Source organism: Gammaproteobacteria bacterium, from assembly GCA_036381015.1.
In the GTDB taxonomy this organism is placed as follows: domain Bacteria; phylum Pseudomonadota; class Gammaproteobacteria; order Steroidobacterales; family Rariloculaceae; genus ZC4RG20.
The window spans coordinates 97,015-120,926 of record DASVDR010000024.1 but is presented as its reverse complement, the minus strand read 5'-3'; the positions used below and the strand labels follow the sequence as shown (position 1 = coordinate 120,926).

Annotated in this window: 23 protein-coding genes; 11 read left to right on the top strand and 12 right to left on the bottom strand. The window is 68.8% G+C overall.

Annotation, left to right across the window (positions count from 1 at the left end):
* Positions 1-139: 139 nt before the first annotated feature.
* The 6 genes from VF329_09030 to pspF all read right to left on the bottom strand — a co-directional run bounded on the left by VF329_09030 (position 140) and on the right by pspF (position 8,131).
* Complete coding sequence (locus VF329_09030; protein HEX7081143.1) at positions 140-871, bottom strand: general secretion pathway protein GspB; 732 nt, start codon at positions 869-871, stop codon at positions 140-142.
* 3 nt (positions 872-874) lie between these two features.
* Complete coding sequence (locus tag VF329_09025; protein ID HEX7081142.1) at positions 875-2,596, bottom strand: AAA family ATPase; 1,722 nt, start codon at positions 2,594-2,596, stop codon at positions 875-877.
* A gap of 70 nt (positions 2,597-2,666) precedes the next feature.
* Positions 2,667-3,188, bottom strand: a complete 522-nt coding sequence (locus tag VF329_09020) for a DUF4399 domain-containing protein (protein ID HEX7081141.1) — start codon at positions 3,186-3,188, stop codon at positions 2,667-2,669.
* Between the two features lie 163 nt (positions 3,189-3,351).
* Positions 3,352-5,883, bottom strand: coding sequence for an acyl-CoA dehydrogenase (locus tag VF329_09015; GenBank protein HEX7081140.1), 2,532 nt, complete (start codon positions 5,881-5,883; stop codon positions 3,352-3,354).
* Between the two features lie 40 nt (positions 5,884-5,923).
* A complete protein-coding gene (locus VF329_09010) occupies positions 5,924-6,916 on the bottom strand; it encodes a malate dehydrogenase (protein ID HEX7081139.1) in 993 nt (330 codons plus the stop codon).
* A 147-nt stretch (positions 6,917-7,063) separates the two neighbouring features.
* A complete protein-coding gene (pspF, locus tag VF329_09005; protein HEX7081138.1) occupies positions 7,064-8,131 on the bottom strand; it encodes a phage shock protein operon transcriptional activator in 1,068 nt (355 codons plus the stop codon).
* Between the two features lie 242 nt (positions 8,132-8,373).
* On the opposite strand from pspF, the gene pspA reads away from it, so the two are divergent.
* The 4 genes from pspA to VF329_08985 are packed head-to-tail and all read left to right on the top strand — an operon-like array spanning position 8,374 to position 10,057.
* Positions 8,374-9,060 (top strand): phage shock protein PspA, encoded by a 687-nt coding sequence (gene pspA, locus VF329_09000; protein HEX7081137.1) that lies wholly within the window; start codon positions 8,374-8,376, stop codon positions 9,058-9,060.
* A 21-nt stretch (positions 9,061-9,081) separates the two neighbouring features.
* On the top strand, positions 9,082-9,318 hold the full coding sequence (pspB, locus tag VF329_08995) for an envelope stress response membrane protein PspB (protein HEX7081136.1): 237 nt from the start codon (positions 9,082-9,084) through the stop codon (positions 9,316-9,318).
* 40 nt (positions 9,319-9,358) lie between these two features.
* A complete protein-coding gene (gene pspC, locus VF329_08990; protein HEX7081135.1) occupies positions 9,359-9,766 on the top strand; it encodes an envelope stress response membrane protein PspC in 408 nt (135 codons plus the stop codon).
* A 60-nt stretch (positions 9,767-9,826) separates the two neighbouring features.
* Complete coding sequence (locus tag VF329_08985) at positions 9,827-10,057, top strand: hypothetical protein (protein HEX7081134.1); 231 nt, start codon at positions 9,827-9,829, stop codon at positions 10,055-10,057.
* Between the two features lie 12 nt (positions 10,058-10,069).
* Here VF329_08985 and VF329_08980 read toward each other — a convergent pair whose 3' ends face one another.
* Both VF329_08980 and VF329_08975 read right to left on the bottom strand, forming a co-directional pair.
* Positions 10,070-10,423: a hypothetical protein gene (locus tag VF329_08980; GenBank protein ID HEX7081133.1), complete on the bottom strand. Its 354-nt coding sequence runs from the start codon at positions 10,421-10,423 to the stop codon at positions 10,070-10,072.
* A 192-nt stretch (positions 10,424-10,615) separates the two neighbouring features.
* A complete protein-coding gene (locus VF329_08975) occupies positions 10,616-12,640 on the bottom strand; it encodes an EAL domain-containing protein (protein ID HEX7081132.1) in 2,025 nt (674 codons plus the stop codon).
* A 310-nt stretch (positions 12,641-12,950) separates the two neighbouring features.
* On the opposite strand from VF329_08975, the gene VF329_08970 reads away from it, so the two are divergent.
* Positions 12,951-13,874 carry an alpha/beta fold hydrolase gene (locus VF329_08970; GenBank protein HEX7081131.1) on the top strand — a complete coding sequence of 308 codons (924 nt, stop codon included), beginning with the start codon at positions 12,951-12,953 and terminating at the stop codon, positions 13,872-13,874.
* A gap of 69 nt (positions 13,875-13,943) precedes the next feature.
* Here the strand turns inward: VF329_08970 and VF329_08965 are convergent, their stop codons facing one another.
* A complete protein-coding gene (locus VF329_08965) occupies positions 13,944-14,393 on the bottom strand; it encodes a polymer-forming cytoskeletal protein (GenBank protein HEX7081130.1) in 450 nt (149 codons plus the stop codon).
* A gap of 229 nt (positions 14,394-14,622) precedes the next feature.
* On the opposite strand from VF329_08965, the gene VF329_08960 reads away from it, so the two are divergent.
* Positions 14,623-14,958 (top strand): hypothetical protein, encoded by a 336-nt coding sequence (locus VF329_08960; GenBank protein ID HEX7081129.1) that lies wholly within the window; start codon positions 14,623-14,625, stop codon positions 14,956-14,958.
* On the opposite strand, the gene VF329_08955 is transcribed toward VF329_08960, so the two are convergent.
* Positions 14,943-15,287 (bottom strand): DUF2845 domain-containing protein, encoded by a 345-nt coding sequence (locus VF329_08955; protein ID HEX7081128.1) that lies wholly within the window; start codon positions 15,285-15,287, stop codon positions 14,943-14,945. The genes VF329_08960 and VF329_08955 overlap by 16 nt on opposite strands.
* A gap of 155 nt (positions 15,288-15,442) precedes the next feature.
* Between VF329_08955 and gshA the strand changes: the two genes are divergently transcribed.
* The 3 genes from gshA to VF329_08940 all read left to right on the top strand — a co-directional run bounded on the left by gshA (position 15,443) and on the right by VF329_08940 (position 18,528).
* Entirely contained in the window at positions 15,443-16,993 is a 1,551-nt protein-coding gene (gene gshA, locus VF329_08950; GenBank protein HEX7081127.1) for a glutamate--cysteine ligase, read from the top strand.
* A gap of 177 nt (positions 16,994-17,170) precedes the next feature.
* On the top strand, positions 17,171-17,821 hold the full coding sequence (locus VF329_08945; GenBank protein ID HEX7081126.1) for a hypothetical protein: 651 nt from the start codon (positions 17,171-17,173) through the stop codon (positions 17,819-17,821).
* The gene (locus tag VF329_08940; protein HEX7081125.1) at positions 17,818-18,528 is read left to right on the top strand and encodes a hypothetical protein; all 711 of its coding nucleotides are present in this window, start codon (positions 17,818-17,820) and stop codon (positions 18,526-18,528) included. The genes VF329_08945 and VF329_08940 overlap by 4 nt, the downstream gene beginning before the upstream one ends.
* 9 nt (positions 18,529-18,537) lie before the next feature.
* Here the strand turns inward: VF329_08940 and VF329_08935 are convergent, their stop codons facing one another.
* Positions 18,538-19,755, bottom strand: coding sequence for an FAD-dependent oxidoreductase (locus VF329_08935; protein ID HEX7081124.1), 1,218 nt, complete (start codon positions 19,753-19,755; stop codon positions 18,538-18,540).
* Positions 19,756-19,856: 101 nt separating this feature from the next.
* Between VF329_08935 and VF329_08930 the strand changes: the two genes are divergently transcribed.
* Together VF329_08930 and VF329_08925 are read left to right on the top strand one after the other, a co-directional pair.
* Positions 19,857-20,831: a quinone oxidoreductase gene (locus VF329_08930; GenBank protein HEX7081123.1), complete on the top strand. Its 975-nt coding sequence runs from the start codon at positions 19,857-19,859 to the stop codon at positions 20,829-20,831.
* A 184-nt stretch (positions 20,832-21,015) separates the two neighbouring features.
* The gene (locus VF329_08925; GenBank protein HEX7081122.1) at positions 21,016-21,540 is read left to right on the top strand and encodes a hypothetical protein; all 525 of its coding nucleotides are present in this window, start codon (positions 21,016-21,018) and stop codon (positions 21,538-21,540) included.
* On the opposite strand, the gene VF329_08920 is transcribed toward VF329_08925, so the two are convergent.
* Positions 21,444-23,813, bottom strand: a complete 2,370-nt coding sequence (locus VF329_08920) for an SLC13 family permease (protein ID HEX7081121.1) — start codon at positions 23,811-23,813, stop codon at positions 21,444-21,446. The genes VF329_08925 and VF329_08920 overlap by 97 nt on opposite strands.
* Between the last annotated feature and the right edge of the window lie 99 nt (positions 23,814-23,912).

The window sequence follows — 23,912 nt, the reverse complement described above, 5'->3', positions numbered from 1 at the left end:
CAAGCACCTATACATGATGCTTGCCGGGAACGCCGTGAATACGTCCCTGTAGGCTCGCTCCGCGACATCCCTGTCGCGGAGCGTCCCGTCAAGCATCATGTATAGGTACTTGCGGGACGCCTCATCCGGAGCCGGCTGGCTACTGCTGCATGAGACGAAGCTGGCGGCCGCCGGCGAGCAGGACGACGCCCCGAGCGTCGATGCCGACGATGCGCGGGCCTTCGGCAAGCGTGTCGCCTTCCCGGTACCGTTTGCCGTTGATGAAGACGAAGCGCTTGGCCGGGTCATCGCTGTAGCCGTGCAGCTCGAGGCGGAGCGCCGGGAGCCCGAGTTGTTCGGCCATTGCGTAATAGCTCGGCGCGAACGGATCGATCGCGGGCCGCGCGTCGCCGGCTTCGGCCGGCGCGGCGGTCGTCTCCGGGCTTCGCGCGGCAGCCGTCTCCGGGCTTTGCGCGGACGCGACCGCCTCGCGCAGGCTCGAGAGCCCCGAGCCCTCACGCATGGTGCGGCTCTCGGCCGGCGCGGTTCCCCCTGCCGGTGAAATTTCGCTCGCCGCCCGGAGGCCGGCGCTCGTCGGCGGCAGGGGCTCGTCGGCCGCCTTCCGCTGCGGCGGCGGAAGCGGCGCGCGGACCGTCGCGGGCTCCGAAGCCGCGCCGCCCCCGACCGTTCGGCCGTCGGCGGCGGGCTCGATGCCCTGCCACCATGCGACCGCGAGAAAGAGCACCGCGGCGGCGAGCCCGGCGATCGTGCCGATCGCCCAGCGGGGCAGAGGACGCGCCGGTACCGCGTCCGGAATTCGGGTAATGCTCGGGCGCGCGTCCTGCTGGCGCTCGCTCTCCGATTTTCTCAACGCATCGAGAATGAAGGACACGGCTCAATGCTTCCGTTGCAGCGTCGGCGCGGCCGGCAAGCCGAGGTCCGCCGTGAGCGCGAGCTGCGTCATCGCGCCGACGATGCCGTCCACGGTCAGCATCTTCCTGCGCTGGTAATCCCGTACCTTGGCTTCCAGCGGCGCGTCGTAGAGCGGCGACGGCTCCCCGGCCAGCTCTTCCCCCCGAATGCGCGCGAGGCTCACTCTGAGCCACTGCACGCCCTCGCCCTGCATGCCCGGGGAAAGCGCGTGCGCGTCGGATATTGCAGGGCGCCAAAGCAGCAAGTGGTCGCCGAACCAGTAGTGCGTCAGCTCCGACAAGTCGACGCGAGCCACGTGCCCGGCGGCCGCCAGCTCGGCTTCGCTGTATTCGAGACCGGCCAGCACGACGTCGTGCGCCTCTCCTTCCGCGTCGACGAGCGTCAGGATCGCGGGCCGATTCAACGTGCGCAGGCGCCCGATCGAGCCGCGCGACTGGAACAGGCACTTGAGCCCTTGCTCTTCCGCCTGGCCGCACGGATTGCCGCGGGCCGGATCGTAGCGCGCACCCCAGAGCGCGAAGAGTTGCGCGAACGCGCTGTCGGTGTCGGTAGGAAACTCGGCGGTGCCGAGCAGCTGAGCGAGGCGGGGACGCGCGGCGCTCGCCGGCTCGGCGTCCGGCGGCTCCGGCCGCCGGACCTCGCCCACGGCCGTCCGCGCGACGACCGTGCCCAGCGGCGAGGCGCCCGGGCCCTGCGGCGTGGTTGCCGGGCCTGGCGGCGTGGCGGTTGCCGCGGATTCGCTCGTCCCATCGGATGCCGCGGGCGCCGATACGGCTGCCGGCGGATTGCGGGCCTCGAGCCAAAGGTCGATGCCGCCGAAGGCGACGGCAGCGATCCCGGCCGCGAGCACGGGCCAGGGCCAGAGCGCCGGCGCGAGCCGCCGGCCGAACACCTCGGCCGCGGCGCGTCGCACGAGCGGGCCGTCGACGCGAGGGCTGTCCCGCGTATAGGCGGCGAGGAGCGCGCGGTCCGCAACGACGTTGATGAGCCGCGGTATGCCGCCGGAGCTGCGGTAGAGCTGACGTATCGCGCTCGGCGTGAAGACAGGGCTCTGGCACCCGGCAACCCGCATGCGGTGACGGACGTACGCGTCGGTTTCCACGCGGCTCAACGGCTCGAGGTGGTAGCGCCCCGTCACGCGCTGAGCGACCTGGCGCATCTCCGGACGCCCGAGCAAATCGCGCAGCTCCGGCTGGCCGATCAGGATGATCTGCAGGAGCTTCTGCGTCGCCGTCTCGAGGTTCGTCAACAGGCGCACCTGCTCGAGGAGTTCGGGTCCGAGCGTCTGCGCCTCGTCGACGATCAGCACGATGCGCCGGCCCTCGGCGTGAGCCTTCAGCAGGTGGCCGTTCAACGCGCCGATCAGCGCACGCTGCGAGCTTTCCTCCGGCAGCGGCGTGCCGAGCTCCTCGCAGATGCTTTCGAGGAATTCCTTCGCCGAGAGCTGGGGGTTCAGGATCAGCGCGATCTCCGCCTTCTCCGGCAGCTGCTCGAGCAGGCTTCGGATCAGCGTGGTCTTGCCGGTGCCGACCTCGCCGGTCAGCTGGATGAAGCCGCCGCTCTCGGAGATGCCGTAGATCAGATGCGCCAACGCGTCCGCGTGCCGGCGGCTCAGGTAGAGATACCGGGGATCCGGAGTGATCGAGAAAGGCTTCTCGTTGAGTCCGAAGAATTCCGTGTACACGTTGCCGATCTCGGAGATCGGGGCCCGCCGGCGGCTTCGATCGGCCTGCCGCCGGGGCGGGCCCTGCGGCTTATTGCACCTGGATCGTCACGGGCTCCGAAAGCAGCGGCGGATCGTGGGGCACGTGCGCCTCGTCGCCGAGGAGCAGCTGCAGCGTGTGCTGCCCCGGCGTGAGCATGAGCTCCGTCTCGGTCTGCCCCATGCCGAAGTGGACGTGATGCTCGTCGGCCGGGATCGGCGCGTCGAACGGCGGCGGCTCGGTATCGATCAGCAAATGATGGTGCCCGGCGTCCGGACGCGCGATGCCGGCCGGCGCGACGCCCGCTCCCTTGAGCCCGAACACGACCCGCACGGGATTCGACACGACGGCGCCGTCCTCCGGCGAAATGATGTAGACGCTCGCGCCGGGCGGAGCCGGCTTGCGTTGGACTGCGGGCGCGGGCGCGGGTGCTTCGGCGGGCTCCGCCGCCGGGGGGGCCGCATCCGCGGACGGGGCAGCCCCGCCGCCCGGCTCGGGTGCGGCGCCGCCGTCAGAGCCGCCGCAAGCGGCGAGCGCGGCCATCAGCAGGATCGGGACGATACGGTGGACCATCTCACTGCTCCCGTCTGGACTGGGTGAACGATTCGCGAGGGGCAGTATCCGCGCCGCTCTCCGGCGCCGCAACCTTAGCCGGCCGCCGGCGGAGCGTATCGCCGATTGCTTATACGGACGGCGAAGCGGACCGTCAGGAAAAACCGACGGCGGAGCGGGGTCGTCAGGAGGCGTCGTCCGCCGCAGCGGCCGCGGTCTCCGTTTCTTCCGTCTCGATGTCGGCGCCGGGTAACGCCTCGCCGCGACCGCGCCGGAAACCGCGGCCCGCGGTCCGCCCGAGCGCGTCCGCGTCGAAATCGTCGACGGCCGTGAGCGCCATCACCTCGCGGTCGAAGGCTCGAACCCGCTCGGCTTCGTCCGGCGTCAGGATGCCCGCCCGTTCCGCCTCGTCGATCTGACCGGGAACGTCGTCGCTGCGGATGAGCCCCTTGCGCCGCGCGTCGAACACCTTCCGCTCGAGCGGCTTGACCCGCTCCGCCGCCTCGAGAGCCTGCTGGAGCAGGCCGAGCGGGTTACCCGGCTCCGGTGTGACGTACGCGCAGTCGGCCAGCCGGTCGCGCGCTTCGGACGGCCTCATCAGCAGCTCCGCGATGCGCAAGCCGAGCTGATCGGACGGCGCGGAGTACGTGCGGCCCAGCGGAAACACGGCGATGCGCAGCGCGGCGGCGACGAGACGGTTCGGGAAGTTGCGCAGCAGCCCGTGCAGCTGCTCCTGGCAACGGTAGAGCAGCGTGCGGCAAGCCCATTCGACGAGCGGCAGATCCTCGGCCGGTTGTCCCTGATCCTCGTGGTGCTTCAGGACCATCGACGCGAGGTACAGGTAGCTCAGCATGTCGCCGAGCCGGGCGGACAGCGTCTCCCGGCGTTTCAGCTCTCCGCCGAGGGTCATCATCGCGGCATCCGCCGCCAGCGCGAACGACGCGCTGTAGCGGTTGACGTGCTGGTAGTAGCGGCGTGTCGGTCCCGAGACGGGGGCCTCGGTGAAGCGCGCGAAGGTGAGCCCCATGACGAACGAGCGCGCCGCGTTCGACAGCATGTAGCCGAGGTGGCCGAACAGCAGCCGGTCGAACTCGACGAGGCCGCGCTCGCGGTCCTCGTCCCGCGCCGCTTCGATCTCGGCACGGACGAACGGATGGCAGCGGACGGCGCCCTGGCCGAAGATGATCAGGTTGCGCGTCAGGATGTTCGCGCCTTCGACGGTGATCGCGATCGGCACCGACTCGTAGTTGCGGGCGAGATAGTTCTTCGGGCCGAGCATGATCGCCTTGCCGCCCTGCACGTCCATCGCGTCGTTCGCGACCTGCCGCCCCATCTCCGTGTTGTGGTATTTCAGGATCGCGGAGGCGACGGCAGGCTTCTCGCCCGCGTTCAGCGCCGCGCACGTGACCCTCGACGCGGCCTTCATCACGTACGTGAGGCCGGCCATTCGCGCCAGCGCCTCGGCGACGCCGTGGAACTTGCCGATCGGCAAATTGAACTGCCGTCTGATGCGTGCGTAAGCGCCCGAAGCGTAGACGGCGGCCATCGCGCCGCCGAGCGCGTTGCTCGGCAGCACGATCCCGCGGCCCGCGGCGAGCTGCTGCACGAGCATGCGCCAGCCGTGGCCGGCCATCTTCGGGCCGCCGATGATGTAGTCGACCGGCACGAACACGTCCTTGCCGCGCGTCGGGCCGTTCTGGAACGGGATGTTGATCGGGAAATGGCGCCGGCCGATCTCGACACCGGGGAGCCGAGTCGGAATGAGCGCAGCCGTGATGCCGTATTCGTCCTGATCCCCGAGCAAGTGATCCGGATCGTAGAGCTTGAACGCGAGCCCGAGGACGGTGGCGATCGGTGCGAGCGTGATGTAGCGCTTGTCCCAGTTGAGCCGGATGCCGAGGACCTCCTCCCCTTCGAACGTGCCGCGGCAGACGACGCCGGTGTCCACGATCGCGGTCGCGTCGGAGCCGACGCGCGGCGACGTGAGCGCGAAGCACGGGATCTCCTCGCCGCTCGCGAGCCGCGGCAGCCAGTACCGCTTCTGCTCGTCGGTCCCGTAATGCAGCAGCAGCTCCGCCGGGCCGAGGGAGTTCGGGACGCCGATCGTCGATGCCGCGGTGGCACTGCGCGAGGAGATCTTCGCGAGCACCATCGAGACCGCCAGCGGAGAGAAGCCGAGGCCTCCGTACTCCTTCGGGATGATCATCGCGAAGAACCGCTCGGCGAGCAGGAAGTCCCAGATCTCGGCCGGCATGTCCGCGAGCTCGTGCGTGATCTCCCAGTCGTCGAGCATTCGGCAGAGCCGTTCGGCCGGCCCGTCGAGAAACGCCTGCTCCTCGGCGGTCAGCTGCGGCGGCGGAAGGCTCCGCAGCTTGCGCCAATCCGGCCGGCCTTCGAAGAGCTCGCCTTCCCACCAGACGCTGCCGGCCTCGAGCGCGTCCTGCTCGGTCTTCGACATCGACGGCAGCATGCGGCGATAGAAATCGAGGAGCGGGCGGCTGATGCGCTCGCGCCTGAAGCCGTCGGAGTTCAGCAGCGCGAGCGCGGCGAAGACGAGCCACAGGAAGGCCTTCCACAGGAAGGCGCCGTCACCGAAGAGCGTATAGACGACGAGCAGCGCGCCGAGGACGAGCGTGGCCGTCGACAGCCGGACGCGCCGGTAGGCGAGCGTGACCGCCGCGGCGGCGAGCAGGATCAGCCAGAACAGCGCTTCCACGATCCGATACCGCTGCCGGCGGCGGCCGGTGCGCGCGGCTTCACAGCAGCTCGCTCACGCCGCTGCGCTCCTCGCGGAGCTCCGCGTTCGTAGCGGCGAGCTTCTCGCGCGCGAAGTCGTCGATCTCGAGGCCTTGCACGATCTCGTAAGCGCCTCCTCTGCACCTCACCGGATAGGAAAACACGACGCCCTCGGAAATGCCGTAGCTGCCGTCCGAAGCCACGGCCATGCTCACCCAGTCGTCCCCGGTGCCGAGCGCCCAGTCGCGCACGTGGTCGATCGCGGCGGACGCGGCGGACGCGGCGGACGAAGCGCCGCGCGCCTTGATGATCGCGGCGCCCCGCTGCTGGACGGTCGGAATGAATTCTTGCCGGTACCATTCCTGCGGCACGCGGGACAGGGCGGGCGTTCCGGCGACCGTCGCGTGCCGGAGATCCGGGAACTGGGTGGCGGAATGATTGCCCCAGATGATCACGCCGCGGATGTCGCTCACACGGGTCGACGTCTTCGCGGCGAGCTGTGCCTTCGCCCGGTTGTGATCGAGGCGGGTCATCGCGGTGAAGTTGCGCGGATCGAGATCCTTCGCGTTCTCGCGAGCGATCAGCGCGTTCGTGTTCGCCGGATTGCCGACGACGAGCACCTTCACGCCCCGGCTCGCGACTTCGTTCAGGGCCTTGCCCTGGGCGGAGAAGATCTTCGCGTTCTCGAGCAGGAGATCCTTGCGCTCCATGCCGGGGCCGCGCGGCTTCGCGCCGACGAGCAGCGCGAAGTCGGCGTCGCGAAACGCGGTCCGCGCGTCGTCGGTGACGACGACGCCGTGCAGCGTGTCGAACGCGCAATCGTCGAGCTCCATTGCGACCCCCCGAAGCGCGTCGAGCGCTGGCGGGATCTCGAGGAGCTGAAGGATCACCGGCTGATCGGCGCCGAGCATCTGCCCGGACGCGATCCGGAACGCGAGCTGGTAGCCGATCTGGCCGGCGGCGCCGGTGATCGCGATGCGGACGGGCTTCCTGCTGGCGGGCGCGGTGTTCATCGTCTGCAAGTCCTTGCCTTGAATCGGATCTCCGGCGGTGGAGCAACGCCGGCCGCAAATAGTAGCACGGGCGAGCGGCCGGGCCGGCTCAACGCGGGGGCTGGGCGTAACGGAGGCTCGCGCTTCCGCACGGTGGTCGCTTGCCGCTTACCCTTCGACCGCGTTCTCGCGCCCGACGTGCAGGCCGTGCTTCTTCAGCAGACCGCGCAGCTGATGGTAGCTCAGGCCGAGGAGCTTGGCCGCGACGGTCTGCTTGTACTTCGACTGCTCGAGCGCCTGCTCGAGCGTCTCGCGCTCGAAGGCTGCGACGGCGGCGCGGAAATCGAGAGGCCACGAGCCGTTGCCGCCCGTAGCGCGCGGCGGACCGGCCTCCGCCGGCGGCGCCGTCTCCGTCGCGGAGCGCAGCGGCAAGACGTCGCGCAGCGGCCCGAAAGGCGACGCAAACGGATCGAAGATGATCTCGGAGATCGGGGCGTCCGGGTCCTCGGCGCGATAGACGCTGCGCTCCACCGTGTTCTTCAGCTCGCGCACGTTCCCGGGCCAGTCGTACGCTGCGAGCGCCGCGCTCGCCTGCGACGTGAAGCCCGGGAAGTACTCGCGCCGCAGCTCGCTCGTGACGTTGACGGCGAAGTGATAGGCGAGCTTCGGGATGTCGTCCGGCCGGGCCCGAAGAGGCGGCACGTGGATCACGTCGAATGCGAGCCGATCCATCAGATCTGCGCGGAACCGGCCTTCGGCCGCGAGCCGCGGCAGATCCGCATTCGTCGAGCCGACGACGCGGACATCTGCCTTCAGCGTCTTCGAGCCGCCGACGCGTTGGAACTCGCCGTACTCGATCACGCGCAGGATCTTTTCCTGCATGCGCAGCGGGATCGTGCCGATCTCGTCGAGGACGAGCGTGCCGCCGTCGGCCTGCTCGAAGCGGCCCGCGTGCGCGCGCGTGGCGCCCGTGAACGCGCCCGCTTCGTGGCCGAAGAGCTCCGACTCGAGCAGCGACTCGGTGAGCGCCGCGCAGTTGACCTTCACGAGCGGGCGATCCCAGCGGTCGGAGAGGTAGTGCAGCCGCGACGCGATCAGCTCCTTGCCGGTCCCGCGTTCGCCGACGACGAGCACCGGCTTCGGCAACGGCGCCGCGCGGGAGACGTGCTCGAGCATGGCCAGGAACAGCGGCGATTCGCCGATCAGAGAGACGGTTTCGGGGCGCGTGGGAGCCATGGCGCGATTAGACCAAGAGTTCGTGCATCCTGCCAACAGTTGGCTCCCGACCGACCGCCAGCCGATCGCCGAACGAAAAAACCGATTCTGCTACAATCACTTACGGGTCATCAGGCCTTGGCATGAAAGCTGCTCCGGGGGCGCTGACACGGCGGTGAGCCGATCGACGGCGGAACGCACGGACCGGGGTCGTGCCGACGCCGCGCCGCCGAAACATCGAGCAGCATTGAGAGGGATCAGCGATGGGTATCTTTTCTCGCTTTTCGGACATAGTGAACTCGAACATCAACGCGATCCTGGACAAGGCGGAAGACCCCGAGAAGATCGTGCGCCTGATGATCCAGGAGATGGAGGAGACGCTGGTCGAGGTGCGTTCGGCCGCCGCGCGAGCGATCGCGGACAAGAAAGAGCTGACGCGCACGCTCTCGACGCTGGAGCGCGAAGCGAAGGACTGGGAGAGCAAGGCCGAGCTCGCGATCGACAAGGGTCGCGACGATCTCGCGAAAGCCGCTCTCGCCGAGAAAAAGCGCGTGCTCGCGTCGATGCAGTCGCTCGAGGCCGAGCACGCCACGATTTCCGACGGGCTTGCGAAGCTGAACGAGGACATCGGCCGGCTCGAGGAGAAGCTCGCCGACGCGAAAGCGAGGCGCAATGCGATACTCGCGAGGCACCAGACGGCCGCGAAGCGGCTCGAGGTGCGCAAGCGCCTCCACGACTACCGCATCGACGACGCGTTCGTGCGCTTCGAGCAGTTCGAGCGCCGCATGGAGAACTTCGAGGCACGCGTCGAGGCGTATGATCTCGGAGTCAAAAAGAACCTGAAGCAGGAATTCACGGAGCTCGAGTCGTCCGAAGGGGTGGAGCAGGAGCTGCGTGACCTCAAATCGAAGCGTAGCCGCGCGAAGCAGGGCTCCGGCGAAGGCGTTTGAGCTCGGTCGTCGGAGCGGAGCATGAACGAGCTGTTTCCGTTCTTCTTCGTCCTCACGATCATCTTCATGGTGGTCGTGCTGCCCATCATCGTGGTGATGCACTACGTGACGAAATGGAAGGCGACCCGAGGACTCTCGCCCGACGAGCAACAGCTGCTCGAGGAGCTGTGGAGGACCAGCCAGTCGATGGACAGCCGTCTGAACTCGCTCGAGACGATTCTCGACGACCAGGCGCCGGACTGGAAGAAGAAGACCTGATACCCGTGACCGGAACCGGGGTGAAACTGGGAGAATCGGCGTGAGCGAGGATACGCTCGTGAAAGAACTTCGAGGCAATCGTCTCTACCGGAACCCGAGGAAGGGCATGTTGTTCGGCGTTTGCGCCGGACTTGCCGACTATTTCGGCTTCGACGTCACCATCGTGCGCGTTCTCGTCGTGCTCGGCACCGTCTTCTTCCCGGGTCCGCTGGTGCCGGTGGGCTACATCATCATGGCGTTGCTGCTACCGAAGGATCCGGGCCCGAGCGACGAGCAGCCGGGGAGCGACGGCGATCTTCAGCGCCGGATCCGCTCCGAGCCGCATTCGACGCTCTCCGGTCTGCGGCATCGCTACCGGGAGCTCGACAGCCGCCTGCAGCGCCTCGAGAAATACGTGACGTCGGAGCGCTATAACCTGGATCGTGAATTCGAGCGGCTGCGCGAGTGACGAAGCGGCGGTGGGCTCGCGAGGCAGGAACTTTCACGATCGGATGGGAAGGGGCTGAACGTGGACTTCTTCGAGTTCGTCATCATCGTCGTCGCGATAGCCGTCGTCGGCCGGATCGTCAACTCCTATTTCAAGTGCAAAGCGGCCGCGCGCAAGGCACGGCAGGACGATGAAGAATCGGCCGCGGAGCACTTGGCCCAGCTCGCGCGGCTCGAAGAGCGGATCAAGGTGCTCGAACGGATAGTGACCGACGAGCAGTTCGACCTGAGGCAGCGGTTCAGGAACCTTTGAGGGCCGCGCGCGTCACTCTTCCGCATGCGCCGCGCGATACGCGCGCACCTGCTCGTTGAAGGCTGCGGCCACCGCTTCCATCTCGCCGACCGCCGAGTTGTGTCGCTCGATCATCAGCGCCTTGTACTCTTCAGGCGCGTCTTCTCCCGCGGCTTCGAGCTCCTCGTTGACGCAGGCGAGGTAGTCTTCCATGGCCGCGACGTAATCCTTGACTTCTTGCTGCGCCGCAACCATCTGCTCCATCGTGGCGGTCGTTCCGTCCGGAACGTTGACCATCGAAGGCGTTTCGCAGGCGAGCGCGCCGGCGGTCGCGAAGGCCGAGAGCACCAGCCCGCCGTGCAGGCCGGTTCGTACGCGTGTGTTCATGAATTGTCCCTATCGGGTACCGGTCCCCTGAAACGACTATAACCCACGCGTTCGAAACCCGCCAAGCAGGTTTCGAGCGGGCGTCGAAGCACCTCCGGCCGGTTGTTGCGAAAACTCGGCGCGCGCGCGTGAGTCGCGGTTTGCCCGTCGCGAACCGCCCGCACCTCCACGAACGGTCGAGCGTTGCGCTACCTAGCCTTGCGCGAACAGCGCCCTGTATTTTCCGGTGCCTCCGGCTTCCGCAACCAAGATTTCGGCGAACGCCGCGGCGTCGACCGGATCGCCGAACAGGTGTCCCTGAACGTAGTCGCAGTTGTGGCGCCGGAGAAACGCGAGCTGATGCTCGGACTCGACCCCTTCGGCGACCACGTCGAGCTTCAGGCTGTGGGCCATCTGGATGATCGTGGCGACGATCGCCGCGTCGTCCCGGTCGATCGCGACGTCGCGGATGAAGGACTGGTCGATCTTCAACGTGGTGATCGGAAACTGCTGGAGCGCGCTGAGCGACGAGTACCCGGTGCCGAAATCGTCGATCGCGAGATGCAGCCCCATGCCGTAGAGCGCGTTCAGAATTCGGATCGTGCGCGCCGTGTCCTCCATCAAAGTGGTTTCCGTGATCTCGAGCTCGAGGCAGGTGGGCGATATGCCGTGCGCGCGGAAGGTCTCGCGCACGCGCTCGAGGAACCGCTGCTGCAGCAGCTGGCGCAGCGAGAGATTCACGGAGACGCGGCACGGCGACGGCAGCACGCGCTGCCACTCGCGGTAGTCCGCGCAGACCCGATTGAGCACCCAATCGCCGATCGGCAGGATGAGGTTCGTTTCTTCGGCCAGCGGAATGAAATCCGACGGGTACACGAGACCGCGCTCGGGCAAATCCCAGCGCACGAGCGCTTCTGCGCCCTCCAGCCGACCGGTTCCCACCTGGTACTTCGGCTGATAATGCAGCCGCAGCTCGTCGCGCTCGAACGCGCGCCGCAGCTTGCTTTTCAGCATCAGCCGCTCCACCGCGGCGGTGTTCATCTCGCTCGAGTAGTATCCGTACGAGTTGCCGCCGGCCTTCTTCGACCGGTAGAGCGCCGCGTCCGCGTTCCTGAACAGATCGATCACGTTGTCGCCGTCGCGCGGATACACGGCGATGCCGATGCTCGCGGTCATGAAGATTTCTTCGCCGTTCACTTTGAACGGCTTGCCGACGGCATGCACGAGCCGCCCGGCAAGCTTCGAGATCCGTTCGAAGAAGTCGCTCATGTGCGCAGGCCCGGTGACGAGCACGGCGAATTCGTCGCCGGCGAGCCGGCCGGGCGTGGAGCCTTCGTCGAGCTCGGCTTGGATGCGACGCGCGAGAATCTCCAGGCTCGTATCCCCGGCGGCATGACCGAAGGTGTCGTTGATGTCCTTGAAGCGGTCGACGTCGACATAGAGCAGCGCGACGTATTGCCGAGATCGCTTGGCTCGCGCAATCGCCTGCTGAAGCAGGTGCTGGAACTGCATGCGGTTCGCGAGCTTCGTCAGAGGATCGATGCGCGCGAGGTAACGAATGCGCCGCTCCGCCTTCTTGCGTTCGTCGATGTTCTGCAGCGCATACACCGTGCACTCGATCTGCCCTGCCTCGGCAAGCACGTGCGAGACCGTGTAGGAGACGCTGAACGACGAGCCGTCCGCCTTCTGCACGGTTGCCTCTCGCGGAAGGCCCGCGGCGGAGGGCTTGACCGGCGCCTTGATCGCCGGGAGCACCCGGTCGACGCATTCGCCGATCAGCGCGCCCGGCGCATGCCCGAGCATCGCGTGCGCGGCCGCGTTCGCGCTTTCGATTCGCCCGTCGGGACCCGCGACGAGGATGCCCTCGCTCATGCCGGCCACGAGCCTCTCGAGTCGATCGCGGGCGGCGTTGCTCCGGCGCAAGCTTTGCTCGGCCACGGTCACGGCCTCGGACAGCTCGTCGACCTCGTCCGCGGCGGAAGAAGCCGAGCATGCGCCGTCCGCTCCGGAGACGCTCCGGAGCTGCGCCGCGAGCGCACGCAATGCGCGTCGCGAAGCGGCCACCGCGGTGCGGGCGGCGGCGAGCGCCGCGGCCGAAGCGACGAGGACCGCGGCGAGGGTCAGCGCGGCGAACACGCCGGCATCCATGCGCCCTTCCACGCGGAGGACGAGCAGCGCCGCGACGCATGCGGTCAGAGCCGTCATCACGGCGGCCAGAATCAGCGGAAGGCGGCGCATCGAGTGGCGCATCGCGACTGGCTCAGGTCAAAATCAAGCGCTTTGTTATAGTTATTCTCATCGGCCGGGATTGCGCCCGGTCAGCCCGAAACGCTTTATCGGCGGCCTCGCGAGCAGGCTCGGACGGCGGCCGACTTCGGACCGCGTAAGCACCGGCTCGCCCCCGGACCGAGCCCACGCGTCGCGACCGAAGCTCCCGGCGCTTCGGGCTAAGGCACCGGGGCGTTCACCGGCCTAGTCTACTATGAGCAGCCTTTCCGACACAGCTACCCTCGCTTTTGCGCCCCCGCCGGGCCTGCGGCACCCGCACGTGCAGTCGATACTGGCGAGCGGACCGTTCAGGGCGCGGACCGCGAGGAAACGCGCGGCCGCCCTGCTCGCCGCCGCCCGCCCGGAAATTCTCGACTGCGGTGCCGGGGTGCGGCTGCTCGGCTACCACAGCGCGCAGCCCGATCGCCCCCGCGGCCTCGTGATCCTGCTGCACGGCTGGGAAGGGTCGGCCGATTCGTCGTATATGATCTCAGCCGGAGCGCGCGCATTCGAGGCCGGTTTCGACGTATTTCGCCTCAATTTTCGCGACCACGGCGAGACCCACGGGCTCAACGAGGAGCTGTTCCATTCGTGCCGCTTGGACGAGGTGGGCCGGGCCGTCGCTCGCGTCGCCCGGCTGCATCCGGCGCCGCGGGTCTATCTCGTCGGCTATTCGCTCGGCGGGAACTTCGCGCTCAGGATCGTGGCGAACGCCTCACGGTTCGGGCTCGACTTGAGGAAGGTCATCGCCGTGTGCCCGGTGCTGCACCCGCACGCCACGATGCGCGCGCTCGAGAATGGCTTGTGGATCTATCGGCGCTACTTTCTGAGCCGCTGGCGCCGCTCGCTCGCCGCTAAGGCGGCCGCGTTCCCGCACCTCTACGATTTCGGCGACCTTCGGCGGTTTCGGACGCTGACGGCGACGACGGCCTTTTTCGTCGAGCGCTACACCGAGTTCGCGAATCTCGACGCGTACCTCGAAGGCTATTCGCTGACCGGCCCGGTGCTCGCCGACCTCGCGGTGCCGGCGCGGCTGATTGCCGCGCGCGACGATCCGGTGATCCCGCACGACGACCTCGCGGCGATCGCGCGCACCGATGCGCTCGAGGTCACCCTGCTGCCGCGCGGCGGCCACTGCGGCTTCGTCGAGAGCTTTCGCCTCACGAGCTGGGTCGACGAACGCCTCGTGGCCGAGCTCGCGTGAAGGGGCGGGCGCGGCCGCGAAGCACGAGCATCGAGTCGCGCGCGCCGCGCGCGCTGCTTGCGCCGCGGCCTATCTCTCCGTGCTCGCCGGCTCCAGCTCGGCGCTGTCGGCCGTCGGCTCGCGAGTTTCGGTACGCCGCTTTTCCTCGAAGGCGAGCGGCTCGGCACCGCTCATGACCTTGATCTCTCCTTCGATCACCGCGCCTTCCGCGACCGCGATCGAGTGACCGCTCAGGCTTCCGGTCACGCGCGCCGTTCCGGAAATCTCGACGCGCTGGCGGGCAACGACGTCCCCGTCGACCTCGCCCGAGACGATGACGTCCGTCGCGCGCATCGTTCCTTTCCATCGTCCTCCGGCCGCGAGCGTCACGGGACCGTCGATGTCGCAGTCGCCTTCGACGGTGCCGCAGAACACGTAAGGGCCTCCCCCGGTGATCGTTCCGACGATCTTCGTGGACGGCGCGATGAAGGTCGTGGGGCCGCGCGAGGAATCGGCGATGCGGCGTCGGAATAAAGCCATGCTGATGTCTCCGATGAGGTGCGCGCCGAAGGTAACGGAAGTCGCGGCGTCTTGCGAGCGCGCTGTTCACGCGCGGAAGAATGCGTCACGCCGTGTCACTTTCCGACGTCGAGGGGCAATGCGATGCAATTCACGGTTGGAGCGCAAGAGCTTGTACGGTCGGGACCGGCGAAGCCTGGCACGAAGCTTGCTCGGGCGCTCCCCGTGCTTCGCTTACCGGACCTTGCGCATGAGCTCGAACGATGAAGTGATCGCGCTGCTGCTGGGAGAGGGCTCCGACCGGCGCGCCTCCGCGGATCTCGCCGCCGGTGCTCAACGCCTCGTCAGATCCGCGGACGGCCGCGTGTCGCTCGAAGCGGTTCCGTCGGAGGAGGAATTCGTGCGCGATGCGCGCGGCACGGGCTGCTTCCGGCGAGGGAAGCCGATCGTCGATCCGGAGACGCGCGAGGTGATCGGCTACGAGATGGAGCAGGTGGAGGTCGATCTGCGCGCGCGTCGCAAATCGGCCTTCCGCGCGGGCGCGACGCCGCGCCCCGCGCCTCGCCTCGCTCAACGCTCTCTGTAACCGTAGCCGAGGTGCTTCACGTCGCGCACGATGCCGTTCTCGAGCCGAATCTGGCGCATCAGCTTGTGCGGCCCGAGGTTGTACGTCCACTCCTCGACGAGCACCTCCTCGACGAAGCCCGGGAGGAAAATGGACCGGGCCGCGATCACGCCCCTGCGCGCCACCCACGAGTAGACGGAGTCGGGCTCCCCGCAATGGTGTAGGACCTCGGCGGCGTGGTCGCCGCGCGAGATCACGTTCGCTCCGCATCGCAACGCATCGGCGGACGCCGCGCCGGCCGCGACGCCGGCGGCGATTGCGACGGAACAAATGATGGCGTGCTTCCTCATCGTGCTCGATTCCCGCCGACCGGCCATGCTCTCAGCCTGTCATGATTAGATGAACCTAGCCTTAATAGGTTCGTGATGCAACGCGAAGCCTATAATGGCCGGCGGCGGAGGCGACGCTGGCGGCCTCATCGTCGAGCGAGGGACCTGGGATTTCGATGAAGGCGCGAGTCGACTGGCTCCGGGAGCGCGGCAACGCCGTCTTGGTGGCGCGAGGGTTGCGCGGTCTCGAGAAGGAAAGCCTCCGCGTCACGGCGGACGGCCGCCTGTCCCGGCGCCCGCACCCCCCGGCGCTCGGCTCCGCGTTGACGCATCCCTATTTGACGACCGACTACTCCGAGGCGCTGCTCGAGTTCGTCACGCCGCCGCTCCGGTCGAACTGGGAGACGCTTCAGTTTCTCTGCGATCTGCACGTGTTCGTGCATCAGCGGCTCGACGGGGAGCTGTTGTGGCCCGCGAGCATGCCGTGCGTCCTCAACGCGAACGACGAAATCCCGATCGCTCGATACGGCACGTCGAACATCGGGATGATGAAGACCGTCTATCGGCGCGGGCTCGGATACCGATACGGGCGCGCGATGCAGGCGATCGCCGGCATCCATTTCAACTTCTCGCCGCCGCTCGCGTTCTGGGACGCTCTCGCGGAGCGCACCGGAAACGTCTCATCGATGGACGCTTTCCGTTCGTCGCACTTCATGGGGCTCGCGCGGAACTACCGCCGCCTCGCCTGGCTCGTGATCTATCTCTGCGGCGCGTCTCCGGCTCTCTGCAAGTCGTTCCGTCCCGAGGGCCACGAGCTGCTGACGGAGCTCGATCCCGGGACGTGGCATGCGCCGTTTGCGACGTCGCTCAGGATGAGCGACATCGGCTACCGCAATACGACGCAGGCGCGGCTGCAGATCTCGCTGAATTCGGCCGAGGAGTATGTCGCGGGGCTCGCGGCCGCGGTGTCGACGGTCGAGCCGCGCTATGCCGCGATCGGCGTGGAGGTGGACGGCGAGTACCGCCAGCTGAACGCGAACATCCTCCAGATCGAGAACGAGTACTACACCCCGATTCGGCCGAAGCCCGCGAAGGGGCAAGAGGAACGGCCGACGGTGGCACTGCGGCGCCGCGGCGTGGATTACGTCGAGGTGCGGACGCTCGACCTCAATCCCGCGGATCCGGTCGGCGTTAATCAGAACGCGCTCCGCTTTCTCGAGACCCTGCTGCTGCATTGCCTCTTGAGCCCGAGCCCGCCGATCGGCGCTGCCGAGCTCGAGGAGATCGATCGCCGCGATCTCCTCGCCGCGCGGGAAGGCCGGCGGCCGGGGCTCGAGCTGCCCCGGGACGGAGGTTCCGTAGCGTTGCGCGACTGGGGCCGGGAGGTGCTCGACGAGCTCGGCGAGATCGCCGAGCTGCTCGACCGGAACGGCGAGGGCTACTCCGCGGCGCTCGCGGCGCAGCGCGACGCGATCGAGGACCCGGACGCGACGCCCTCGGCGCGGCTGCTGGACGCGCTTCGCCAGAGCCGCGAACCGTTTTTCGAGCACATGCACGCGCTCGCCCGGGCACATCACGATTACTTCTTGGGCCTCGGGCTCGGCGCCGACCGCGGCGCGGAGCTCGAGGCCGCGGCGGCGCAGTCCATCGAGGCGCAGCGGCGGCTCGAGGCCGAGCCGGCGCCCCCGTTCCGCGAGTTTCTCGCGCGCTACTTCGAGAACGTTTGAGCCGCCGGCCGGTACGCCCCTACGGGCGAACGTGCAGCCGCCGCGCGGCCCGTCCGAAGCGGCGGCGGTGCGGGAGGCGCGCGCTCGGGCGTTCGGCCGGCCGAAGTGTGATTCTGTTAATCGCCGCTCGGGCGAGGGGCACCGATACTGCGCCGATCGGGCGGTTTCGAGGGGGCGATGAGAGCGGCTTTCGCAGCGGGGTTGACGATCGGGATCGCCGCCGTGCTGGCGGCGGCACGCTATTTTCCGTGGGTGGACCTGCCCCGTCTGCCGTCCGAGACCACGGTCGTCGCGAACGGCGGGCGCGCGGAGCGCTTCCTGATCCGCCTGCCGGCGGATCGCATCGCCGGCGCCGGGAGCACCGAAGCCGGGCTGCGGGGAGCGGCGTTTCCCGACGGCGCGGCGCTGCCGGAAGGCGTGCCTGACGCGCCGCTGCTGATCGAGCTGTTCAAGATTCGCGACGCCGACGGCAGCGTGATCGGCACGGCGGCCCGGCATTGGACCGAAGCCGCAGGCGAGCCGGCCGTCGCGTGGCTGATCACGATCCCGGGCCGGGGCGCGATGATGCTCGCGGCGCCCGGCGAGCCCGAGCGGGCGGCCGATAGCGTGCTCGGCGCCGGCGGATACCGCCCCGGGGAATCGTGGGGCGGCGCCGTGGAGCTGCGTCCGTTCTCCGGCGCCGACGCCGGCCGGGTCGTCGCCGGGCGGGGCGAGTTCGACGGCCTGGACGGCCGTTTCACGGAAGTCTGGACCCTGACGGGCGTCGGGTCCGGCGGCGAGCTGAAGGGCACGATCGAGCTTCGCACGGTCATGTTCAAGCCGTCATGAGGCGCGGAGCGGAGAGCACCGCCCGCCGGCGGATCGGCTGGGCGCTGGCCGCGGGTCTCGTCGCCGGCATCGCGGTCGGCGGCGCCGTGCTCTATTGGAATCCGATCACGGCAGCGCCCGCGGTTGCGGAAGGCGAGTTCGACCGCGCGCTGCACTACGCGCTGCCCGCCGGGGCGGTCGTGTTGACTCACGGCGGCGGCCTTCCGATGACGCGGCGGCCGGACGACGTGGCGGAGCTTTGGGAAAGCGCGCTCCGCTCCGTCGCCGCCGGCACGCTCGTGCTGTCGGGCGAGGACGGCGCGCCGGAGGCCGTCGGGAGCCGGATCACGGTCCCGTCGGAACGGACCGATCTGCTTTTCGAAGGCGTGATCCTCGATGACTATTGGCTCGTGACCGTGCCCGGGGAGGGCTCGCTGTTCGTCGTCGAGCAAAGCAACGTCTGGCCGACGATGAAGGACACGTTGCTGCCCGCCGTCCTCGGACGCGGCTGGCCGGGCCCCCGAAGCTACACGCCGACCGAAGGGCCGGGCATCGGCGGCACCGCTCTCGTGATCGGTGCGACGGGACGGTTCGCGGCGCAAGAGGGCAGCGCGGTCGAACGTTACCGGCTGGATCGCTTCACGTCCGCGCACGGCATCGAGGCGCTCGCGGGCGAGCTCGATCTGCGCCTGCTCGATTCGGCCCCCGCCGCGCCGCCGCCGCCGTAAGGCCGCCCGTTACGGCACGAGCGCCGCGAGATCGGCGTCGGGGTCGGCCAGCACTCCCGCTGCAACCTCGAGCCGGCGCGCGACGGCTTTCTTCGCGAACAAGAATTCCCGCGGGCGGTTGACGGCCTCGACCGCGACGAGGCGGCCGTCGCGCAGATGGAAGACGGCGAAGCTGCGCGCCGCCGGATCCCCGCGGACGACGGTCTCGTCCGCGCCGCCCGCGAGACCTGCGATCTGCAGCTTCAAGTCGAATTGGTCCGACCAGAACCACGGCACCTCGGTGTAGGCGTGCGCTTCGCCGGCGAAATGGGATGCCGCCGCCTTGGCCTGCTCGATCGCGTTCTGCACGGACTCGAGGCGCACGCGGCCGGCCGCGAGCGGATGGGGATGATTCGTGCAATCCCCGGCGGCGGCGATCAGCGGGTCGGCCGTGCGGGCGTGCTCGTCGACGAGAATGCCGTTCTCGCACGGCAGGCCTGCCGATCGGGCGAGCGCCGTGTCGGGCTCGACGCCGACGCCGACGATCGCGAGGTCGCAAGGGTGCCGCGTGCCGTCCGCCGTCAGCACCGCCTCCACCCGCTCGCGTCCCAAGAACTCCGAGACGGCCGCGCGGCAGCGGAGCTTGACGCCGGCCTCCGCATGGCAGCGCGCGTAGAACGCGGAGACCTCCGCGCTGACGACGCGGCTCATGACGCGGTCCGCGGCTTCGAGCACGGTCACGTCGACGCCGCGGGCGGCGGCGACGGCTGCGACCTCGAGCCCGATGTATCCCGCGCCGACGAGCACGAGCTTGCGGCCCGGCGCGAGCTCGGCGGAGATGGCGTCGACGTCGTCGATCGTGCGCAGGTAATGCACGCCGCGAAGCTCGGCCCCCGGCACCGGGAGCCGCCGGGCGACGCTTCCGGTGGCGAGCAGCAGGCCGTCGTAGCCGAGGACGCGGCCGTCGGCGAGGCGGACGCGGCGGCTGTCCGCGTCGAGCTCCACCGCACGCACGCCGAGCTCGAGGACGGCGCCCTTGTCGCGGTAGTACTGAGCCGGGCGCAGCGCGAGCCGCTCGCGCGGCAGCTCTCCGGCGAGATACTTCTTCGATAGCGGGGGACGCTGATACGGCGCGTGACGTTCACCGCCGACTACCGTGATCCGTCCGTCGAAGCCGTTTTGCCTCAACGAATGGACCGCTTGAACGGCGGCCTGGCCGCCGCCGACGATCAGGAGATGACGGGTCATTGCAGGGCGCGCCGCTTCTGGCGCGAGCTTCTCCGGTGGTATCGTTTCGCGGTGCGATTCTACCCTCATCCGCGAACGGCACTCCCGGTCGGCGAAATGCGATGACTCGCGCGGTCCGTATCGAGCGCTTCGGCGGCCCGGAGGTGCTCGAGCTTCGGCATGTCGAGGTGCCGGAGCCGGGCCCCGGCCAGGTTCGCGTGAGGCATACGGCGATCGGCCTGAACATGGTCGATACGTATTACCGCACCGGGCTCTACCCGCTGTCGCTTCCGAGCGGTCTCGGCTCGGAGGCCGCAGGCCGTGTCGTCGCGACGGGAGAAGGCGTTGCCGCGCTTAGCGCCGGCGATCGCGTCGCCTACGCGAGCCCGGCGCCGCTCGATGCCTATTCGGAGGAGCGTCTGATCGACGCGCGCTGGCTCGTACGGCTCCCGCAGGCCATCTCCGACGAGACCGGCGCCGCGATCATGCTGAAGGGATTGACGGCCTGGTATCTGCTGCATCGCAGCTACCGCGTGCAGCCTGGCGACTTCGTGCTGCTGTATGCGGCCGCCGGCGGCGTCGGCTTGATCGCGGCGCAATGGGCCGCGAGCATCGGCGCGCGCGTGATCGGCGTCGTCGGCAGCGAGGCGAAGCGCGAGATCGCGCTCGCGCACGGCTGCGAGGCGGTGCTGCTCGCGAGCGACGACATCGTCGCGCGCGTGCGCGAGCTCACGGGCGGGGCCGGCGTGCCGGTCGTGTACGACTCGATCGGCCGCGCCACGTTCTTTCAGTCGCTCGACTGCCTGCGTCCGCACGGGGTCATGGTCAGCTTCGGCAACGCGTCCGGCCCGGTCGAGCCGTTCTCTCCGCTGGAGCTCTCGAAGCGGGGGTCCCTCTACGTGACGCGTCCGACGCTGTTCGATTTCGTGCGCGAGCGAGCCGAGCTCGAGCGCGGCACCGACGCGCTGTTCCGCCTCGTCTCGAGCGGCGCGATAAGGATCGAGATCGGCCAGCGCTGGCCGCTCGACCGAGTGGCCGACGCGCACCGAGCGCTCGAGGGCCGCAGGACCACGGGCTCGACCGTCCTGACGCCCTGAGAGCCCGCGCGCGCCAACCGGGCGAATCGCGCATTTCGCCGCCGCGCCTTTTTTCACCCTTCACGGCACTTTCCGGCATCGAGACACGCGCCGCTCCGCCGCTACGCTGTGAGTCGCGCGGCCGCCCCGCTGCGGCGGCCGGGAAGCGCGAGAAGCCCTGGAGCGATCGGGTAACGGAGGACCCATGCTGCGGCAACGGCACGAGGCTCGTCTTCATCGGCCCATGGCCGAGGCATTCGCCGCGCTCGTCAACGCGGCGGCCCGCGGCCGATGGGCGACCCGCCTGCTGGAGGCGCCGTTGCCGCCGCCCCGGGCGGGCATGAGCTACGAGCAGCAGCGGGGGTCGGTACTGCGGCGCGGACGGGTCGTCCAATGCATCCCGCCGGTCTCGATCACGCTGCGCGAGACGCTGCACGACCCGCCGTGCCGCGTCGAGTTGCGCCTTCGCTGGCGGCTCGAGCCCGTCGAGGCCGGGTGTTTCCTGCGGCTCGATGCCGGCATCGATCTGAACGGCCCGGCATCGCTGCGGCGCCGTCATTGGTCCGGCCGCATCCGCGCGCATTGCCTGCGGATGATCGATGCGCTTCGGTCGAGCTTGCCGCCGGCGGAGGGTCAGGACGGAAGCTTGGTCAGCGGCCAGAACACGGGCAGCAGCAGCATCGCGGTGACGAACGTCAAGAGCGTCAACGGCACGCCCACCTTGAGGTAGTCCGTGAAGCGATAGCCGCCGGGGCCCATCACGAGCACGTGGGCCGGGTGCGAGATCGGGCTGCTGAAGCTCGCCGAGGCGGCCATCGCGATCGCCATCATCGCGGTCTGCGGCTGAAAGCCGAGATCGGCGCTGGCCGTGAGCACGATCGGCGACATCAGCACGACCAGCGCGGCCGCCGGAATGACCAGGTTCGCGGCCGCGGTCACGAGATAGAGGCCGCCGATCACCCACCAGGGTCCGTACGGCCCGAGGAGCGCCATGGTCTGCTCGGCGAGAAATCGTGCGGCGCCGGTTTCCTCCATCGCCGTGCCGAGAGGCAGCATCCCGGCGATCAGAAAGATCGCGCGCCACTCGATGGCTCGGTAGGCCTCCTCCATCGTCAGGATTCCCGTCAGCACCATCAGCGTGGCGCCGACCAGCGCGGCCATGTAGATCGGCAGCCAGCCGACGAGCGCCGCGATGATCACGCCGAGCATGATCGCGGCGGCCCACGGCGCTTTGCGGCTGTCTACCGGCCGCTGACCGAGCGGCGTGAGCAGCAGGAAATCGGGATCACGCTCGAGCAGCTGCAGCTTTTCCCGGGGGCCGATCAGCAGCAACGCATCGCCGAGCTGCAACGTCAGGTCGTCGAGATCGGTGCGGATCGCTTCGCCCTTGCGCCATACGCCGCCGAGCTCGAGGCCGTACTTGTCGCGAAAGCTGACGTCCGCCACCCGCTGATTCACGAGCTGCGACCGCGGATCGAGCGTGGCCTCCACGACGCCGAGCCGATCCGACTCGAGCACGTTGAACGCCGGCTGGCTGTCGCGCTCTATTTCGAGCTCCTGCAGCCCGCGCAGCACGTCGAGATCCTCCTCGCGTCCCTGGATCAGCAGCAGGTCGCCGCCCTTCAGGGGCAGGTCGGCCTCGGGCATGATCGTGAGCTCGCCTTCGCGAAAGAGCGCGAGGAGCCTGAAATCGAACGCGTCGGCGAAGCGGCTTCTCGACAACGTGTCGCCCGCCAGCGTCGACTCGCGCGGCACGCGCACGACGAAAATCCGCTCCTGGAGCCGGTAAACCTCGCTCAGCTCCTGCTCGCCGACTCTTCGGATCGAGCCGAAATCGGCCGACCGCTCGAGCTCCTGTATCGCATCCGGCGTCGTCTGCAGGAGGAGCACGTCGCCGGCACGCAGCGGGACCTGCGTGAGGTTCACGCGCCGCACCAATTCCCCTCGTCGGATCGCGAGGACGTTCGCGGCGTAGCGCTTCCGGAAGTCGGAGTGGTGCAGCAGCGATCCTTCCAAGACCGCGCCTTCGTTGATCGTCGCCTCGACGAAGGCCACCTGGCCGGCCATCAGCCCTTGAAGCACGGGCGCTTCGCGCTCGATCACGAGCTCGCTCCAGCGCTGGAACTCACGGAAGCGGTCGAGGCGCCCCTGCACGAACAGCTTGTCGCCGCCCTGAAGCACCGTTTGCCGAGACGGCATCAGCTCGGTCCGGCCGCGGCGCTCGAGCGCGAGAACGATCAGGCCCGCCGCCGAGCCGATCCGGCTCTGCGCGAGGCTCTTGCCGACGAGAATCGAGTCGGGCGCGACGCGCATTTCGAAGTTGCGCGCCTGAAGCCCGTACTGCATGCGCAGCTGTCGCTGGCTGCGCCGCTGTGTCTGCTCCTCCGGCTTCTTCCGCGGCAGCGCGTGGCGGCCGATCAAAGCGACGAAAAGAACGCCGGTCGCGAAGAGCGACCCGCCGAGCGGCGTGAAGTCGAAAACGCCGAAAGGCTCGAAGCCGGCCGTGGCGAGCGCATCGCTGATCAGCAGGTTCGGCGGCGTGCCGACCAGAGTGGTGAGCCCGCCGAGCAGCGTTCCGTAGGTCAAAGGAATCAAGAGCCGGGAGGCGGGAATGCGCGTGCGGCGCGCGACGTCGACGACGACGGGCAGCATCAACGCCGCCACTCCGATGTTGTTCATGAAGAACGAGAGCGTGCCGGCCGTGACCATGATGACCACGACCATCCGGATCTCCTGACGGCCGGCGAGCCGCAGCACCGTATAGCCGATCATGTTCGAGATGCCGGCCCGCGTGAGCGCGCTCGAAAGGATGAACATGGCCCACACGGCGATGACCGCGCCGTTCGAGAAGCCGGCGACGGCTTCGGGGGGCGTGATGAGCCCGGTGACGACGAGACTCCCAAGGACCATCAGCGCGATGACGTCCATGCGGATTCTCGAGCCGACGAACAGCACGAGAGCGGCGACGAGGATGCTCAGAACGAGCGCGATTTCGATTGTCAAAGCGTGCGACCGATCCGTTCGTCCTCGAGCCCCCCACGAGCGTCGCGGTCCGTTGCGGAACGTCCCGGCTCGAAATCCATTCTAATATGCTGTAGTAGT

What these genes read in the sequence shown, in the direction of transcription:
- VF329_08955 (HEX7081128.1), bottom strand. Translation starts at nt 15,287, where the DNA reads ATGAGGAAGCACGCCATCATTTGTTCCGTCGCAATCGCCGCCGGCGTC.
- VF329_08935 (HEX7081124.1), bottom strand. Translation starts at nt 19,755, where the DNA reads ATGACCCGTCATCTCCTGATCGTCGGCGGCGGCCAGGCCGCCGTTCAA.
- pspB (HEX7081136.1), top strand. Translation starts at nt 9,082, where the DNA reads ATGAACGAGCTGTTTCCGTTCTTCTTCGTCCTCACGATCATCTTCATG.
- VF329_09010 (HEX7081139.1), bottom strand. Translation starts at nt 6,916, where the DNA reads ATGAACACCGCGCCCGCCAGCAGGAAGCCCGTCCGCATCGCGATCACC.
- VF329_08980 (HEX7081133.1), bottom strand. Translation starts at nt 10,423, where the DNA reads ATGAACACACGCGTACGAACCGGCCTGCACGGCGGGCTGGTGCTCTCG.
- VF329_08930 (HEX7081123.1), top strand. Translation starts at nt 19,857, where the DNA reads ATGACTCGCGCGGTCCGTATCGAGCGCTTCGGCGGCCCGGAGGTGCTC.
- VF329_08960 (HEX7081129.1), top strand. Translation starts at nt 14,623, where the DNA reads ATGAGCTCGAACGATGAAGTGATCGCGCTGCTGCTGGGAGAGGGCTCC.
- VF329_08945 (HEX7081126.1), top strand. Translation starts at nt 17,171, where the DNA reads ATGAGAGCGGCTTTCGCAGCGGGGTTGACGATCGGGATCGCCGCCGTG.
- pspA (HEX7081137.1), top strand. Translation starts at nt 8,374, where the DNA reads ATGGGTATCTTTTCTCGCTTTTCGGACATAGTGAACTCGAACATCAAC.
- VF329_09020 (HEX7081141.1), bottom strand. Translation starts at nt 3,188, where the DNA reads ATGGTCCACCGTATCGTCCCGATCCTGCTGATGGCCGCGCTCGCCGCT.
- VF329_08965 (HEX7081130.1), bottom strand. Translation starts at nt 14,393, where the DNA reads ATGGCTTTATTCCGACGCCGCATCGCCGATTCCTCGCGCGGCCCCACG.
- VF329_08940 (HEX7081125.1), top strand. Translation starts at nt 17,818, where the DNA reads ATGAGGCGCGGAGCGGAGAGCACCGCCCGCCGGCGGATCGGCTGGGCG.
- pspF (HEX7081138.1), bottom strand. Translation starts at nt 8,131, where the DNA reads ATGGCTCCCACGCGCCCCGAAACCGTCTCTCTGATCGGCGAATCGCCG.
- gshA (HEX7081127.1), top strand. Translation starts at nt 15,443, where the DNA reads ATGAAGGCGCGAGTCGACTGGCTCCGGGAGCGCGGCAACGCCGTCTTG.
- VF329_08975 (HEX7081132.1), bottom strand. Translation starts at nt 12,640, where the DNA reads ATGCGCCGCCTTCCGCTGATTCTGGCCGCCGTGATGACGGCTCTGACC.
- VF329_08925 (HEX7081122.1), top strand. Translation starts at nt 21,016, where the DNA reads ATGCTGCGGCAACGGCACGAGGCTCGTCTTCATCGGCCCATGGCCGAG.